Below are 15,700 nucleotides of genomic sequence, written 5' to 3' on the forward strand. Positions count from 1 at the left end.
AGTTTCTTCCGAGACTATTCATAGCGTAAACGAGACCAATTCAATGACAACCGAGACTAATCACAGCATAACCGAGACCAATTTCACTGTAACAGAGACCATTACTCGAAATTCATTAATAGGTGACACTTGCATTCGCTCGCGCCTTGAAAGCCGCATGACGGGCCGTATGAGACAGCGAAATTTATTTTGCGACGAACTTTGCGCAGGAGCACGAATGCGCTAGCGCATACAGCAGCTCATGCGGACGTGCGGCCAGCGTGAATGCCTATAGTTGGTGATGAATCTTTTCAATACTTAATATATTATTTATTGATACTTAGATATCTTAAAAATGGATCTGAGCTTGGCGCACGCTACGCAGGAGCCTTCGCAGGATAAGTCGCTCCTACTTCTGGTAGGAATTTATCTCTCTCTATAAAAAAAGATATCTGGCTCCTTGTATCTCTATGCCAAATAGACCCGCAGACAATGCCGTATTTTCGATATGTCTCCGATGTGTACTTAGTTGAGCGTTTCAAATACGATATGTCCTTTAAATACTTCTTAGTTATAGCACCAGAAGATGACCTCAACAAGATATTTTTTAGATAGAAGATTTTTTCTGTAGACTTACACTAGTTGATTGTAGTGGAAGGCGGCGACTCCGGCGGGAACTGTGAGACAGATGAAACATCACAACGTACCCGAAGGGGTGGTGATGGTTCATCGATCACCCCGCGGAACGTGTCCGCCTGTAACGGAAATCAACGGGTTCCATCTAAATAGCGAGTAAGTGAACAATAAATCGTTCACTTACTCGCTATGAAATTCCTTTCGGGACTTTTTCAGTGCCCTCAGCGTGAGCTGCGGAGGAGGCTCTTGGCTACACGCGGAATGCGTCCGCCTGTAACGGATACTATCGCACTTTTTAATATAAGCTATGAAGAAAGAGGCTGCCCTGAAAAGTCATTTTTTATGACTTTCTGGTCAGCCCCTTTTAATTAATTTATATCAGGGACGCCAAACGAATTTGTTACCCTATCGAGCAATGGTTTCATTCGCTTAAATAAAACAATCATTACAATTGTTACTAATAGCCCTTTTATCAAGTTGAACGGTAAGATACCGAAAATGATTGAATTAAACAACGCTGTTCCAGTTTCCATTGGGAAGTTTAAGAAATAAGTATACATTGGTAAAAATACAAAATAATTTAAAACACTCATGCCAATAGCCATGGAAATTGTTCCACAAGCTAGACCGTACATAATCCCTTTAGAGGATGATGCTTTACGATAAATTAAATAAACAGGTGTTATAAATAAAATACTAGTTGCAAAGTTAGCCATATGTCCTACAGGAACACCAGTTGGACTACCTGCAAATAACCAATCCAATACGTTTTTCATAAATGCTACAACTATACCTGCAATAGGCCCCATTGTAATAGCGGCAATCAATGCTGGAAGATCACTAAAATCCACTTTTAAATAAGCTGGTAAAACTGGTAACGGAAATGCAAGTAGCATTAAAACAAAAGAAATACTACTCAACATTGCGATTGCAATAAGCTTTCGCGTCTTGCTTTTTGTCATTATTCCTCTCTCCTTTTGCGATTCACTCCACAAGAAGAAAGGTTCAGCACGAATTTCAAACTCAAAAAATCCCTTAAGCTATTAAAGAGCTCAAGGGAGAAACAAGGCACACTTAAATAAGCGTATCCGTATTAGAGTATACGAAAAACGACTGTACCTTCACCTTCTCCCATCCAGACTATACTGTCGGCTTTGGAATCTAACCAAATCCTGCCATTACGGCTCGCGGGCTCAAGAAAAAAACTTCTAATACCGCCGATCGGGAATTTCACCCTGCCCCGAAGATGAATCAATATTTTATTAGCATTCAAGAATAATATCTTGAATTAATAATAGTTTATCAAAAACAGAACCGTTATGCAATACAATTGCTTCATAATTTTATAATACTAAAAAATGCCAAGCTTTGAAACAAATCAAAGTCGGCATTCCAGATTCCTATTTTACACTCATTATAAAACCATTAGGTCCAAGTGGCTTAGGAAGGGTATTATTAAAATTAAATTTATCCCATTGCTCCTGAACCAAATTTTCTAATTTTACTTCAGTTCCAAAACTGGCAGCTGTTAATGCAAAGGCTTCTATCAGGCGTGTAGCTTCGTTTGGTTCCAATGATTCTAAATCAAAGGGTTCGTCAAACTTAATTACTGCTACTCCGTCACGATTCTCATATGAATACGTAACAGTTGATGGCACTACAGAAGTGTATATGTCATTACCTACATTTTTCATGTCTAAAAATGCTTCAGAAATAGTATCATAATTAGATGAAAAGTTAGGAGTCAAGTATACATTTCCATTTTGGGCACGATAATTATAATAATTATGGTGTCCTATCAAACCTTCCAATTTACTTGGCTCATTTAAAATACCTACTTGATCCCATTCAAGTAGAGAGCCGTCTTCATTTAAAAGAGCAACCGATTCAAAATCTTTAAAAATTTCATTTAGGGAACTCCAGTAAGGAGCCGAGGTTCCTGACGCTGTGTCATATCCATGGTCTTTAGGTAAATAATGCGTCAACAATTGATTTTCGGCAACAAAATATCCTTTATAGGGATGATATTCTGTAAATCCGAGTGCCTCTTCATTTATTAGACTTGCATATCGTTCATACAACTGAAGGCTGTTTGGAACCATGTTTGGAAAATCTACTTCCACTTGTTCTTTTGGAATAATAATTGTTACAGGTACAGTTAATGCATTCTCATTGAATGAAAAATGAAAAACAGTGCCTCCATTCAAATCTTCTTCATAGACAGCATTTAAAGTATCTATAGGTATTAAATCTATATTAGATTCCATTTTAATCGTCATTTTTGACATGTCGTCAGATGATTCATTCTCACTTTCATCATTTGTGATTGCAGATTCTTCTGTTCTATCCATTGACTGCATACTTTCTTCTTCACTACTCTTCTCTTCCATTTCCTTGCTAGTGCTATATTGCTGTATAGAATTGTCATTATTGCGATAAGAAGAAACTAAAAAAGTGATAAGAATTATGGAAGCAATAGAAACAACTAAAGGCAACCATCTGGATAAGTTCTTATGGGAAAGATGTTTTTTTTGTTCTTTTTCGTGAGCCTCTACCTTTTGTTTTACCAGATTATACACATCTTCTTTGGAACGATGATCTGTAAACTTGGGCATATGGTTCAGTAATTCATCTAGTGCTTCATCATCTTTTTTCCAATCACTCATGATGAACCTCACCCTCCTTCTTTGTTTCAGATAATCGTTCACGCAGTGCCTTTATAGCACGATGCTGTGTTGTTTTCACTTTTCCTTCTGACCAATTTAGTATTTGTGCTGTCTCAGCGATAGAAAGTTGTTGAAAATAACGCATAATTATAACCATTTTTTGATCGCCAGTACAATCATCCAAGGCAACTAATAAAGATTTCATTTCGTCATTCAATTGAACTAAATCTTCTGGAAGCATATCTGAAGAAGCAAGCTGCATTGTTTCCCAATTAAAGGAATCAAATAGCCTTTTCTTTCTAACTGCTTGCTTTCTAAAATGATCGATTGCTACATTTTTGGCTATTGAAAATAGCCATGTTTTCTCAGAACTCTTCCCCTCAAATCGGCTATAAGCCCTTAAAACACGAACATACACTTCTTGGACCAAGTCTTCCGCAGTCTGCCTATTTTTAACTAAATAGATCAAAAACTGAAAAACGTCTTGATGATAACTATCATACAAGCGGTGGAAAACGGAGTCATTCATAAGCTCCCCCCGTTCTTACAATTAGTCGTTCATGAACTGTTTTTTGTTTCACTTATTTAGAGGCAATCGAATAATAAACTTTGTACCTACACCTAGTTCACTTTCTACGGATAGATTACCATCATGACGTTCTATAATATTTTTAGCAATTGCCAAACCAAGACCTGTTCCACTCTTTCCTCTCGTTCTTGCTTTATCCCCTTTATAAAAACGTTCGAATACATATGGAAGGTCTTCTCTAGGAATGCCATAACCTGTATCTTCTACTACCATTACAAAATGGTGTTTCGTTTGCGATATTCTAACTGTAACAGAGCCTTTTTCCGTATGACGAAGGGCATTATCTATTAAATTTGTCAGTACTTGCTCCATACGATCTTCATCTATTTCTAGTGACAAGGGTTCGAGTAGGTTTTGTTCGAAAATTAAACGAAGATTTTTTTCTTTCGCTATTTGATCAAACTTTTGTGTTATTCGTTCAATTGTAGGTATGATCAATACTTCTTCTTTAAAAATACTTAAGTAACCTGATTCTAAACGAGCTAAATCCAATAACTCAGTTACAAGTCTACTCATACGTTTAGATTCATCATAGATGATACGAATCATTTCTTTTCGATCTTCCTCTGTCGTCACAACATCATCAATAATTGCCTCACTATATCCTTGAAGCATCGATATTGGTGTTCTAAGTTCATGTGAGACATTAGCAATAAAATCTGAACGCATTTTATCTAATTGGTGTTGTTCGGTCATATCTCTTAGAACTACTACCGCTCCCCTAACCATGTCTTTAGTGTAAAGGAGACTGATAGAAACGGAGAAATAGGAACCTCTAATTTCAAGTTCTTCATCTATTTCTTCTTCATTATGGAAAACGTGATCCAATAAATGATATAACTCTGCAGGTAAATGAGAATTATCAGTTATATCATTGTTCATATACCATTTTTGAAATAATAATTCTGCCTGGGGGTTACTCACTTGCACATTAAAGTCTTTATTAAAAGTAATCACTGCATCCGCCATCGAAGTTAGTATATTCGAGAGCTGTTCTTTTTCTTGGTTAATCACTTCTACATGATGCTTTAATTGGCTTCCCATTCGATTGAATGCAGTTGCTAGTCCCCCTATTTCATCCTTTTGATGATAAGAAACTTTTGCTTCAAAATTTCCTTTTGCTAATTCGGAAGCTGCTTCACGCATGGAGCGCAGAGGTGATGTAATTCTAGAAGTTAAGAAAAATGAAAACATAGTTGTTAATAGTAATGCAATAAATCCTGATAAAAAGACGATGTTAGTTGTCTGATTTGACGTCTTATTCACTACGTCTAAACTCTGATATATAAATACACCACCATGTATTTCATTATTTGATTCTAAAGGAGATGCTAAAATAATATATGATTCCATTTTATTTTCTTCCGTCATAGAAGGCATTAACATTTTTTTGATAATCGTATCATTCGATGTATAGATTTTTGTAAGATCTTTATCTTTTAATATTTTTGTTCTAATAACATCTTTATTTAATCCATCGTGAATAGACAAGGAAACGGAATTCGAGTCTCTAACAATTAAGGCACTTGTTTCTGACCCGAGTATATCTTCTATAATTTGAAAGGAATCTTCCACTTGTTGGTACTCTTCCACTATTTTCCCTATAGTAGTTGCCTCTTGCCTTAAAGATTCTTCCGCTTGCTCCGAATGGAAGTCAGTTAAGAATTCAAGCATTAAAACGGTTACAATAAACAACACAAATAAGACGAGAAGCAATATGGTCCCCCATAGCTTCCCGACAACACTATTCCAAATTCTATTCATGGACAACCTCAAATTTGTAACCAACACCCCAAACGGTAACAATCATTTTAGCTGACTTTTCTGATACTCTATTTAACTTCTCACGCAACCGTTTTACATGGGTATCTACTGTTCTTAAATCTCCAAAGAAATCATAATGCCAAACTTCTTTTAACAACTGTTCTCGATCAAATACTTTATCTGGTGCTTTTGCTAAAAAGTAGAGTAATTCATATTCCTTTGGAGTTAAACTTACTTCAACACCATCTGCTGTAACACGATGTGCATCATGATCGATAGTTAAGTGAGGAAATACTACAATGTCTTTTGAAGCAGAAGCTCCTTGTATAGGTGACAATACAGCGGAGCGTTTTAAAATAGCTTTAATACGTAAGACTACTTCCCTTGGACTAAATGGTTTTACTATGTAGTCATCAGCACCAAGTTCAAATCCCTCAACTCTGTTTGCTTCCTCCCCTTTGGCAGTCAACAATATTACTGGAGTTTCCTTATGTGCTCTTAATTCAGTAATTACTTCAATACCATCTTTCTCAGGCATCATAATATCTAATAAAATGCAGTTATAATCATTCTCTAATGCAAGCTGTAATGCAATTTCTCCATTTTCTGCTTCTTCTACTTCATAACCTTCTCGTTCTAAATACATTTTCAACAATCGACGGATACGTTCCTCGTCATCTACTACTAAAAGCTTAATCATTTCAGACATAATATCATACCCTTCTATCAACTTCTAATATATATTGTACAATTAGTCGTACTAAATTGAAAGAAAAGCTCCAATCTCTTTATTAGAGACAAGAGCTTTTTCGTTTATAAACAGAATAGAACACTAAACTTTCTATCGCTAATTGTACAGACTCCATACACTATTCCTCTAGCGGTAGATTTAGCGCTTAGGTAATTCTATTAAGCGTACGAGTGTAAACCGGCAATAATTAAGTTTACTGCTATTAAGTTAAACATAATAATAATAAAACCAATTAAAGCTAACCAAGCTGATTTTTCACCTTGCCAACCTTTAGTTAGTCGTAAGTGAAGGAATACTGCGTAGAACAACCAAGTAATAAGAGCCCAAACCTCTTTTGGATCCCAACCCCAGAATCTGGACCATGCTTCATGAGCCCAAATCATAGCGAAAATTAGTGCTCCTAAAGTGAACACAGGGAAACCAATAAGAACTGAACGATACCCAATTTCATCCATATATTGAGAATTTGCTTTTTTAGCAAATGGCTGCAGAACAGCTGCAATAGGTTTTCGTAGTATTAAACGAAGTAAAACATATAATACAGTTCCAAAAATAACAGACCATGTTACAACAGTAAGTTTTTTAGCATTTACAATCGGTGGCATTTCCGCCAGTGGCTCCATCGCATTTTCTGTGATGGCTTTTGATTCATTCATCCCAAAAATAGCTGGCAAATTATACTCCATTTCTGCTACATTACCTTCTTTATTTACATAACTATATTCTGCTTTATAGTCTGCTATTGCAAAAGACGATGTTGAAATGACAAATCCAAGTACTAATACCGCCAAAAACATAACTGCTTCTATCCAAAAGCTCTGTTTTGATTTTTTTGTCAGATCAATATTTTTTAGAAGCCAAATTAATCCTGCAACTGCACTAATGGCTAAAATTGATTCACCTAGTGCCGCAGTAATTACATGGACAGTCAACCAGTAACTTTTAAGCGCCGGTATTAACGGTGTAATATCTCTTGGAAACATACTTGCGTACGCAATAATTAACACGGCAATCGGTAATGCAAAAAGCCCAAGAGAAGGTACTCTATATATATAATAAATTAATATAAAAGCCCCCACTACCATCATTCCAAAAGCAGTTGTAAACTCAAATAAATTACTAACTGGTGCATGTCCAGCTGCAATCCATCTTGTGATAAAATAACCGACATTTGAAATAAATCCAATGATAGTAACTGTAATCGCTAATTTACCCCAACGATCAAAGGATTTAGAATTCGATTTCTCGGAACTAGACCCTTTTACTGCCCCTCCGAATAAAAAAGTTGCCACTAAATAAGCAATAAATGCGATTAATAATAAAGTACTACTAAGTGATACCAAATCCATAACACTAGACTCCTTTCTCTTTTTCCGCTTTAGCGTCTAAATCTTGCTGATCTTCGTAAGGTGGAAGAATCGCGACTTTTGAAACAGCATCTAAGTCTTTTTGTACACTTAGCCAGTTTTTGTTTGTATGTGCTGCAATTACAACTTGCCCATTTTCTAATTGCTGTAACCAAATTCGACGATGATTCCAGTATGACCCTTGAGCTACACCAATCATGAAGATAAGTCCGCCAAGTCCGAGTAAAGGAAGTGTCAAATCTTTGCGAATAGTTAATCCAGAAACATCTCTTGTCTCCACACTTTGGAATGCAATTTTATGTTGATTCTCTCCAAGTGGCTCTAATGTTTCTTTAATCATTACAAAACTCGTTTCTCCTTTTGGAAATTCAGGACTATACATTTTCACCAAAAACGCAGGATTATTAGGAAGCGGCGATTGTGACTGTGGTACTCCATTTTCAAAACCAGTGAAGTCGGCATAATAATCAAGTATTTCCACTTTGTAGCCATCTTTCAGCTGATATTCTGCTTGGGGATTAGCCAAATCTATCGTAAATTCTCCAAAAGACTCTTTTGAAGCTTTGTCTTGCAATTGGAATGTCATGGATTTTAATTCATCTAAACGAAAATCCATCTGGAAGACAGAGAAGTTATCAAATTTAAGTGGTTCATTTACTTGAATTGATTCTTCTTTTATAACTTGCAAATCAGCAGGTTTTCCTGCAATGGCATCATCCGCACCCTTGTATAAGACAACATTCGATTGGTAATTCTTTGCGATTGTTCCAACTCTGTCAATTGCTTCACCAAATACTTCTTCCGATTCTTCCTTTGAATACGTTTCATAAATAAAATCTTTGCTTTCCAAGAAGTATCCATTGGTCTTAGGTATGTAAAGTGTTTCTCCTTCTCTTAGCCACATTGTTTCATCGATATAAAATCCTGGTATTGCTCTCATCATAACTCCAAATAAGAAGATAATTAGGCCAAGATGATTTATATAAGGACCCCAACGAGAAAAACGACCTTTTTCCGCTAAGATAGCATTTCCTTCTCGTTTTACGTTGTAACGCATGGCTTTTAATTTTTCTTCTGCTTTACTTAAAGAATCTAATGGCTTTTCTACACTGCCAATTCCATAAATACGTTGACGGCTTAAGAAACTGATATGTCTTTTCGTCTTTTGTTTTTTAAGAGATTTATAAAGAGGAATTACACGGTCTAAACTTGCAACAACTAAGGAAATTCCTAACATCCCAACTAATGTTTGGAACCACCATGAGCTATATAAGTCTGATAACCCCAATTCATAATAAACCTTGCCAAAAGTACCATAAACTCTCTCGTAATACGCAGCAATATCTGCTTCTGATACCGCTGGGACATAGAACACTTGCGGTAATATAGTCCCTATTGCAGCAGCCACCAAAATAGCAACGATAATCCACATACCTACTTTTACACTAGAAAAGAAATTCCAAACCTTATCAATAATTGTTTTGTTATATGTTTGAGATCTTCTCGCGGATCCCTCATAACGCATGTCTACTAGTTTTTTATCTTTTATTTCTTGTGATAAAGGACGACCACAGCTTTCACATAATTCTGTTCCGGCTGGGTTTACGTTACCGCATGTACAAATAATTTTGTCCATTTATACGAACTCCTTTAGGAAGGTTTAACCTGTTCCATAAAATTAGCTATGTCCTGCTCTGTCATTTCACCTTTAATAATTTTTTCAATCCGACCTTCCGGATTAATTAAGAATGTGGTTGGCAGTGGGTCGATATTATATAATTCCATTACACTTTTATTCCGATCAATTGCAACAGGAAAAGTTAAATCATATCGATTTACAAAGCTATTTACTTTTAAATCAGATTCCCCGATATTAATTGCCAAGGTTTGAACACCTTTATCCATGTACTCTTTAAACTGGTTGTCCATAGCCGGCATCTCTGTTGCGCATGGTTTACACCAAGTACCCCAAAAGTTCAAGAAAATACCTTCACCTTTATAATCAGACAGCTTATGCTCGTTTCCATTCATATCTACTAGCATAAAATCAGGTGCTTTATCGCCTACTTGAAGGACGGCATTTTTTTCTTTGTTTAAGTTGGAGTAAACAGTAAATACAATAGCTAATGTAAGCACTACCAAAATAACAGTTCTTATATAAAAACGCTGTTTTTTAGTTTGAGCCATATCATTTTCCTCCATTTCCAAACATAACCGACACTATTATACCAAAATTAATAACTACAAAGATTAAGACTTATGAATGCTTTGTGAACAAAAAAGTCTTTATTTTCCTATCTTTCCTGTTTCAGCTAATACTCTTAATTGTTTGACTTCGTGTGTAGTCAGCTCTCTCCATTCTCCCGCATTTAAACCATGCAGAGTTAAAAAGCCAAATCGCTCACGCTTCAATTTTTGCACAGGGAAACCGATTGCATCAAACATACGTCGCACCTGTCTATTCTTACCTTCATGAATTGTAATTTCAATAATAGCTTTATTCGTCTTTCTTTCAGAAGACAATAGTTTTACCCGAGCAGGAGCAGTTTTTCCATCCTCTAAAACAATTCCACGTTCTAGGGGACGTATTTGTTCTTTTAATGGAATTCCTTTTACACGTGCTACATACGTTTTATCTACTTTGAATTTTGGATGTGTTAAAGCATAAGAAAAGTCTCCATCATTTGTAAGTAATAATAAACCAGATGTTTCGTAGTCTAATCTACCGACAGGGTAAAGACGTTCCGTAACATGAGGTAAGAGGTCCGTCACAGTTTTTCTCCCCTTATCATCAGATACGGCTGATATAACCCCTCTAGGCTTATAGAGTAAATAGTAAACTTTTTGCTCTTTTTCTAATTTAACTCCTTCTACTTCCACTGTATCCGCATCCGACACTTTTATACCAAGTTCCGTTACTACTTTTCCGTTAACTTTAACTTTTCCTTGTAAGATCAGTTCTTCTGATTTTCTTCTTGATGCTACTCCTGCGTGCGCAAGTACTTTTTGTAATCTTTCCAATTCATTCACCTCGTCCATTCTTTCCACTAACATGAGTGAATTATGTCATACTTTCAGCCAAATTAAAAGAAGACAGTCTTTTTAGAAAAACTGTCTCCTTCGCTTATTACTTTATTTTCTCTACTTTAAATCGTAAAGCTAGCTCATTATTAATATAGACGTTCCACATATAAGAATTGGAATCTTTTTTTCTAGGGATATGTAAAACGTTTTGCATCTGACTTTTTTCTTCTTTATTTAATAATAATATATAGTCTTGTTTCACCTTAATTACTTCTTTATTAAAGAGTTTATATTTCCCTTTTTCTACTACTTTAACATTTTCATAATTTGCGAAAATATTATCAGCTAATTCAGTATGCGTTTTCCAATCATTTGAATTATTTAATGTAACGACAATAATTTCTTTTGAACCCTCTTTAAAATAAGTAACAAGCGTTCTGCCAGCTCGTTTTGTATAGCCGGTCTTTCCTGCAACAGCCTGATCTGAATAATGGAGAAGTTTATGTTTATTTTTCCAAAGCACATTTCTCTCTTTTGGTCGAAAAGTTTTGGCCGAGGCTATTTTTTCAAAATCTTTATTTTTAAGAGCTAGTCGAAGCATATTAGCCATATCTATTGCAGATGCAAAATGATCATCATGATGAAGACCTGATGGGTTTGTAAAATGTGAATTATCTAGCCCTGCGAGTTCTATTTTTTCATTCATCATTTTTACAAACCCTTCAACCGATCCACCAGTATGTTCCGCAAGTGCATAGGCAGCGTCATTACCCGATTGTAAAAGAAGACCATATAGAAGTGATTCTACAGTCCATACTTCACCGGGTTTTAAGTATAATGAAGATCCTTCTTGGGAGGCAGCTTGCGTTGATATCGTAATTTCCTCATCCAAATCAGAAGCATCTAGTACAGTTAAAGCTGTCCATACTTTTGTTAAGCTAGCAATCGGAAGCTCTGCATGAACATTACTTCCCTCAAGTATTCTACCCGAGTTAACATCAATGGCTACATAAGAGGAAGAAGCCTCTACACCTGTTGTTTGCCAAAATAGAAAGAACGTCAAGATAAGCAGTGTTTTTTTGAAAATAATATTTACTCCTCTTTAATTTATTCCTGATTAACAAATGCTTCTTGGAACTTTGTCATGAATAAGTCGGTGTCTTCCATATCATCAACAGCAATTTCATCGGGAAGTGGTGGTAGAGCTGAAATATCCTTTAAACCAAAATATTGGAGGAATTCAGTCGTAGTTCCATATAAAATCGCTCTCCCAGTACCTTCTGCACGGCCAACTTCTTGAATAAGACCTTTCGCAGATAAAGTATAGATAGGTCTCTCTGATTTCACACCTCGTATATCCTCTACCTCGATCCTAGTAATTGGTTGTTTATACGCAATTATAGCTAGTACTTCTAAAGATGCTTGAGAAAGAGATTGACTAGTAGGATTTTCAACCAATTTTTGGATACTTTGCACATTTTCAAGCTTGGTAACTAATTGATAAGTACCTGCTAGCTGTTTAATGATGATTCCTCTTTCTTCATTTCCCTCGTATTCTGCAATCATTTTTTCTAATGTTTCTGTAATTTGTGGTTCTGTTGTTTCGGTCAAAAATGCTAGCTGTTTTTTTGTTAAACCATCATCGCCACTTACAAACAACAGGCTTTCAATATTACTTATCAATTTCATCGTCGAATTCACTTTCAAAATCTTCCTTTCGCAATAGAACAAATAATTCTTCAAAATTGCTTTTTTGCTCTATATGAACAATCTGACGCTTCATTAATTCTAGTAAGGATAAAAACGTCGTTACAATTGTCGTTTTATCTCTCGTAGGAAAAAGGTTATAAAACGATATTTTCCCTCCACTTTTCCTTAATGTGGAAATAACATTTTTCATTTGATCTTTTATCGAAATTTCTTGTTTACTAATACGAGTATTAAGTGGAGCATTCAATTGTTTCCTTCGAAGCATTTTTTGGAACGCACCCAACATATCATATACATTTACATCAAGTTCGAATAACGCTAATTGTTTACTGTCCTGATATCCACTTAAATCAGCTGGAGGTCTTGAATAAAATAGACTAGAAGACTCCTCCATTTCTTGTAGATTACTTGCTGCTTCCTTGTATTTCTTATATTCTATTAACTTTAAAACTAATTCATCCCTTGGATCATCTAAAGAGAGATCAAAATCATCGTCCATTTCGTCATCTTGATGTATAGGGAGTAACATTTTACTTTTAATAGATAACAAAGTAGCCGCCATCACCAAATACTCGCTTGCTTCATTTAACTCGAGCACGCGCATAGCATGGATATGCTCCATATACTGTGATGTAATCTCTGCCATCTTAATATCATATATATCTATTTCCAAACGATTTATTAAATGTAATAATAAATCTAGAGGCCCTTCAAACGCCTCTGTTTTAACTTCATAAGACATAAAACTCCACCTATTATCGGTTTTTAACATCATTATAGAGGAAAGGTGATACTATTGCATCCTACATTCCATCCTAATTTCGTACAATTTTTAAAAGAATTTAATGTGACACACGATTATTTTGAATGTCACGAAGTTTTAGAAGAATATTGGAAAGAGATTGCTCCAAAACAAAAAAATCATCCTTTAACAGCTTTAATACTAATGTCTACCAGTATGTATCATTGGCGTAGAGGAAATAATCCAGGGGCACTAAAAACCATGCGAACGTGTATAAAACGGTTATCAGAAACAAGTGACTCATCTTTTTATGAAACTATTGATTATAGCAATCTAATACAGAACACTACAAATACATTAACATTAATGCAAGAAAATGCACCATTTCAGCCCTTTTTCATTACTATCAAAAATCCTCAACTAATGTCCTTAGTACATAATTTGAACATCATAAATAACCATGATATAAACTTTCTTATTCATAAGCATATGCTAAGAGATCGTTCAGAAATACTTAAGGAGAGAGAAAAAAGCAAAAAAAGAAGAAATGACAAATAATAATTGTCATTCTTCTTTCTTTAGAACTTTGGGCTTCAATACAAGAATCCGCTTAGCAATTAAACCTCTTCATCTTCTGCCTTACACTTTTCATAGAAAGCTTTAATATCCTCTGATGGTTGAATAGATGTTGTATGTAATATTGATGGCAAATTCTGTATCATATCTCTTCCTATACCTTCCCCACGGTGGGAAGGATTAACTGATAAATGTTGTATGATGCCATCTGTCCCATTCATTTTTACACCAATTAGTCCAACTAAATCTTCATCTTTTTTCCAAAGGAATAAGTGCCAATCTGGATCTGTATCATAAAGATGAATCGTTTCCAATAGTTTTTTCACGTCTTTCTCGTGAGGCATAAAGGAAAGTAGTCCCATTGATATTTTTTCAAATGTTTTTTTATAACGTAGCAACATAGTTAAGACCCTCTTTTAATTTCTTTAAAAGAATATTTTACGTGCAATTCTTTCAATTACAAATTACTATTTGGAGCGATAAATAACCAGTAAACTAAGCCCCATATTAATCCAACTAAAAGTAAGAGTAGAAAAAGAATAATGTTTTGTTTTTTCACCTTAAATCACTCCTTTTCTAATGTTAAAGGAAGGTCAAGATGAACAATATCTTCCAGCGTTTCTCTTCTTACAGCTAGTTGATGCTTGCCATTTTCAACAAAAACGACTGCAGGTCTTACTAAACGATTATAATTACTTGCCATCGAATATCCATATGCTCCGGTACAAAACATTGCTAAAATATCTCCTGGTTCTGCTTTAGGCAATGAAATTTGCTCAATTAACTTATCACCTGATTCACAACACTTACCAGCAATCGTATAGTCTTCAACATTTGTTTCGTCCATTTTATTAGCAATAACTGCATCGTAAAGCGCTCCATATAATGCAGGGCGAATATTATCGGACATACCACCATCGACAGCCAAATATTTGCGTACATCTGGAACTTCTTTTTCAGATCCTATTGTATACAGTGAACTTCCTGCATCACCAACTAGTGATCGTCCTGGTTCAATCCATATTTCTGGCATTGCAAAGTTAGTTTCTGCGACTAAGTCTTTAACAACGATTATCATTTCTCTAACATATACAGATGGCTCGAGAGGCGAGTCCTCTTCCGTATATTTGATACCAAAACCACCGCCTAGGTTTAAGACAGAACATTGGAAACCATAATCATTATACCACTCAATCATTTTTTTAATTAATTTTTCGGCTGCAACTTTAAATCCGATTGTATCAAAAATTTGAGAACCGATATGGCAATGCAATCCCAGTAAATGAATATAGTCATGTTGATAAACTTCTTGAAAAGCTTTGTCGGCTTGTCCATTTAATAAATCGAAACCGAACTTGGAATCTTGTTGACCAGTTGTAATATAGTCATGTGTGTGAGCCTCTACACCAGGAGTTACACGTAATAAAATATTTACTTTTTGACCATGTTCCTTAGTTAATGTTTTCAATAATTCTATTTCATAGAAATTATCTACTACAATACAACCTATTTTATGCTCAAGAGCAAGCAATAATTCTTCTTTACTTTTATTGTTCCCATGAAAGTGAATACGTTCAACAGGAAACCCAGCTTTTATCGCGGTAAATAGCTCCCCTGCTGAAACCACATCAAGTGATAAATTCTCTTGTTTCATTACTTGGTACATTGCAACACTTGAAAATGCTTTACTTGCATAAGCAACTTGTGCTTGTACATTTTGTTCTTTAAACGTGTTATTAAATCCACGTGCACGCTCTCGTATTAGCGACAAGTCATAAACAAATAGTGGTGTTCCATAAGTTTTGGCTAATTCTGTACTGTCGATTCCACCAATTAATAAGTGTCCTTTTTCATTTACAGCATGCTTTGATACCATCACCATGTCTCCCGCCTCTT

General features: G+C 35.3%; 16 protein-coding genes and 1 riboswitch. Of the genes, 2 read left to right on the top strand and 14 right to left on the bottom strand.

Features of this window, described 5'->3' with window-relative positions; all coding sequences use genetic code 11:
- Window positions 1-861: 861 nt before the first annotated feature.
- Window positions 862-987 carry a hypothetical protein gene (locus WAX74_RS01985; RefSeq protein WP_336495978.1) on the top strand — a complete coding sequence of 42 codons (126 nt, stop codon included), beginning with the start codon at window positions 862-864 and terminating at the stop codon, window positions 985-987.
- Here WAX74_RS01985 and WAX74_RS01990 read toward each other — a convergent pair.
- From WAX74_RS01990 to WAX74_RS02045, 12 genes are all read right to left on the bottom strand, one after another.
- Window positions 984-1,577, bottom strand: a complete 594-nt coding sequence (locus WAX74_RS01990) for an ECF transporter S component (RefSeq protein ID WP_336495979.1) — start codon at window positions 1,575-1,577, stop codon at window positions 984-986. The genes WAX74_RS01985 and WAX74_RS01990 overlap by 4 nt on opposite strands.
- A gap of 157 nt (window positions 1,578-1,734) precedes the next feature.
- Window positions 1,735-1,867, bottom strand: a riboswitch (FMN riboswitch).
- Window positions 1,868-2,015: 148 nt separating this feature from the next.
- Window positions 2,016-3,281: a hypothetical protein gene (locus tag WAX74_RS01995; protein WP_336495980.1), complete on the bottom strand. Its 1,266-nt coding sequence runs from the start codon at window positions 3,279-3,281 to the stop codon at window positions 2,016-2,018.
- A complete protein-coding gene (sigX, locus tag WAX74_RS02000) occupies window positions 3,274-3,810 on the bottom strand; it encodes an RNA polymerase sigma factor SigX (RefSeq protein ID WP_336495981.1) in 537 nt (178 codons plus the stop codon). The genes WAX74_RS01995 and sigX overlap by 8 nt, the downstream gene beginning before the upstream one ends.
- Before the next feature lie 48 nt (window positions 3,811-3,858).
- Window positions 3,859-5,634, bottom strand: coding sequence for an ATP-binding protein (locus WAX74_RS02005; protein ID WP_336495982.1), 1,776 nt, complete (start codon window positions 5,632-5,634; stop codon window positions 3,859-3,861).
- Window positions 5,627-6,343, bottom strand: coding sequence for a response regulator transcription factor (locus WAX74_RS02010; RefSeq protein ID WP_336495983.1), 717 nt, complete (start codon window positions 6,341-6,343; stop codon window positions 5,627-5,629). Before WAX74_RS02010 ends, WAX74_RS02005 begins: the two co-directional genes overlap by 8 nt.
- A 200-nt stretch (window positions 6,344-6,543) precedes the next feature.
- Window positions 6,544-7,734, bottom strand: a complete 1,191-nt coding sequence (gene ccsB / locus WAX74_RS02015) for a c-type cytochrome biogenesis protein CcsB (protein WP_336495984.1) — start codon at window positions 7,732-7,734, stop codon at window positions 6,544-6,546.
- A gap of 4 nt (window positions 7,735-7,738) precedes the next feature.
- Window positions 7,739-9,388, bottom strand: a complete 1,650-nt coding sequence (gene resB / locus WAX74_RS02020) for a cytochrome c biogenesis protein ResB (RefSeq protein WP_336495985.1) — start codon at window positions 9,386-9,388, stop codon at window positions 7,739-7,741.
- Between the two features lie 14 nt (window positions 9,389-9,402).
- Window positions 9,403-9,939: a thiol-disulfide oxidoreductase ResA gene (gene resA, locus WAX74_RS02025; RefSeq protein WP_336495986.1), complete on the bottom strand. Its 537-nt coding sequence runs from the start codon at window positions 9,937-9,939 to the stop codon at window positions 9,403-9,405.
- Between the two features lie 99 nt (window positions 9,940-10,038).
- Window positions 10,039-10,773, bottom strand: a complete 735-nt coding sequence (locus WAX74_RS02030) for a pseudouridine synthase (protein ID WP_336496200.1) — start codon at window positions 10,771-10,773, stop codon at window positions 10,039-10,041.
- Between the two features lie 106 nt (window positions 10,774-10,879).
- On the bottom strand, window positions 10,880-11,839 hold the full coding sequence (locus WAX74_RS02035) for a D-alanyl-D-alanine carboxypeptidase family protein (RefSeq protein WP_336495987.1): 960 nt from the start codon (window positions 11,837-11,839) through the stop codon (window positions 10,880-10,882).
- Window positions 11,840-11,883: 44 nt separating this feature from the next.
- The gene (scpB, locus tag WAX74_RS02040) at window positions 11,884-12,465 is read right to left on the bottom strand and encodes an SMC-Scp complex subunit ScpB (protein ID WP_336495988.1); all 582 of its coding nucleotides are present in this window, start codon (window positions 12,463-12,465) and stop codon (window positions 11,884-11,886) included.
- On the bottom strand, window positions 12,449-13,228 hold the full coding sequence (locus WAX74_RS02045; protein ID WP_336495989.1) for a segregation/condensation protein A: 780 nt from the start codon (window positions 13,226-13,228) through the stop codon (window positions 12,449-12,451). Before WAX74_RS02045 ends, scpB begins: the two co-directional genes overlap by 17 nt.
- Before the next feature lie 54 nt (window positions 13,229-13,282).
- On the opposite strand from WAX74_RS02045, the gene WAX74_RS02050 reads away from it, so the two are divergent.
- Window positions 13,283-13,786 carry a DUF309 domain-containing protein gene (locus WAX74_RS02050; protein ID WP_336495990.1) on the top strand — a complete coding sequence of 168 codons (504 nt, stop codon included), beginning with the start codon at window positions 13,283-13,285 and terminating at the stop codon, window positions 13,784-13,786.
- Between the two features lie 59 nt (window positions 13,787-13,845).
- Here WAX74_RS02050 and WAX74_RS02055 read toward each other — a convergent pair whose 3' ends face one another.
- A complete protein-coding gene (locus WAX74_RS02055; RefSeq protein ID WP_336495991.1) occupies window positions 13,846-14,205 on the bottom strand; it encodes a GNAT family N-acetyltransferase in 360 nt (119 codons plus the stop codon).
- A 164-nt stretch (window positions 14,206-14,369) separates the two neighbouring features.
- Window positions 14,370-15,686: a diaminopimelate decarboxylase gene (gene lysA, locus WAX74_RS02060; protein ID WP_336495992.1), complete on the bottom strand. Its 1,317-nt coding sequence runs from the start codon at window positions 15,684-15,686 to the stop codon at window positions 14,370-14,372.
- Window positions 15,687-15,700 lie beyond the last annotated feature (14 nt).

The sequence above is a fragment of the Psychrobacillus mangrovi genome (assembly GCF_037104765.1).
Taxonomy (GTDB): Bacteria; Bacillota; Bacilli; order Bacillales_A; family Planococcaceae; genus Psychrobacillus; species Psychrobacillus mangrovi.

Bases quoted from the DNA above. Each gene is read 5' to 3' on its own strand.
- resB (WP_336495985.1), bottom strand. From the start codon at position 9,388: ATGGACAAAATTATTTGTACATGCGGTAACGTAAACCCAGCCGGAACA.
- WAX74_RS02055 (WP_336495991.1), bottom strand. From the start codon at position 14,205: ATGTTGCTACGTTATAAAAAAACATTTGAAAAAATATCAATGGGACTA.
- WAX74_RS01995 (WP_336495980.1), bottom strand. From the start codon at position 3,281: ATGAGTGATTGGAAAAAAGATGATGAAGCACTAGATGAATTACTGAAC.
- ccsB (WP_336495984.1), bottom strand. From the start codon at position 7,734: ATGGATTTGGTATCACTTAGTAGTACTTTATTATTAATCGCATTTATT.
- WAX74_RS02010 (WP_336495983.1), bottom strand. From the start codon at position 6,343: ATGTCTGAAATGATTAAGCTTTTAGTAGTAGATGACGAGGAACGTATC.
- lysA (WP_336495992.1), bottom strand. From the start codon at position 15,686: ATGGTGATGGTATCAAAGCATGCTGTAAATGAAAAAGGACACTTATTA.
- WAX74_RS02005 (WP_336495982.1), bottom strand. From the start codon at position 5,634: ATGAATAGAATTTGGAATAGTGTTGTCGGGAAGCTATGGGGGACCATA.
- WAX74_RS02045 (WP_336495989.1), bottom strand. From the start codon at position 13,228: ATGTCTTATGAAGTTAAAACAGAGGCGTTTGAAGGGCCTCTAGATTTA.
- WAX74_RS01990 (WP_336495979.1), bottom strand. From the start codon at position 1,577: ATGACAAAAAGCAAGACGCGAAAGCTTATTGCAATCGCAATGTTGAGT.
- resA (WP_336495986.1), bottom strand. From the start codon at position 9,939: ATGGCTCAAACTAAAAAACAGCGTTTTTATATAAGAACTGTTATTTTG.
- scpB (WP_336495988.1), bottom strand. From the start codon at position 12,465: ATGAAATTGATAAGTAATATTGAAAGCCTGTTGTTTGTAAGTGGCGAT.
- sigX (WP_336495981.1), bottom strand. From the start codon at position 3,810: ATGAATGACTCCGTTTTCCACCGCTTGTATGATAGTTATCATCAAGAC.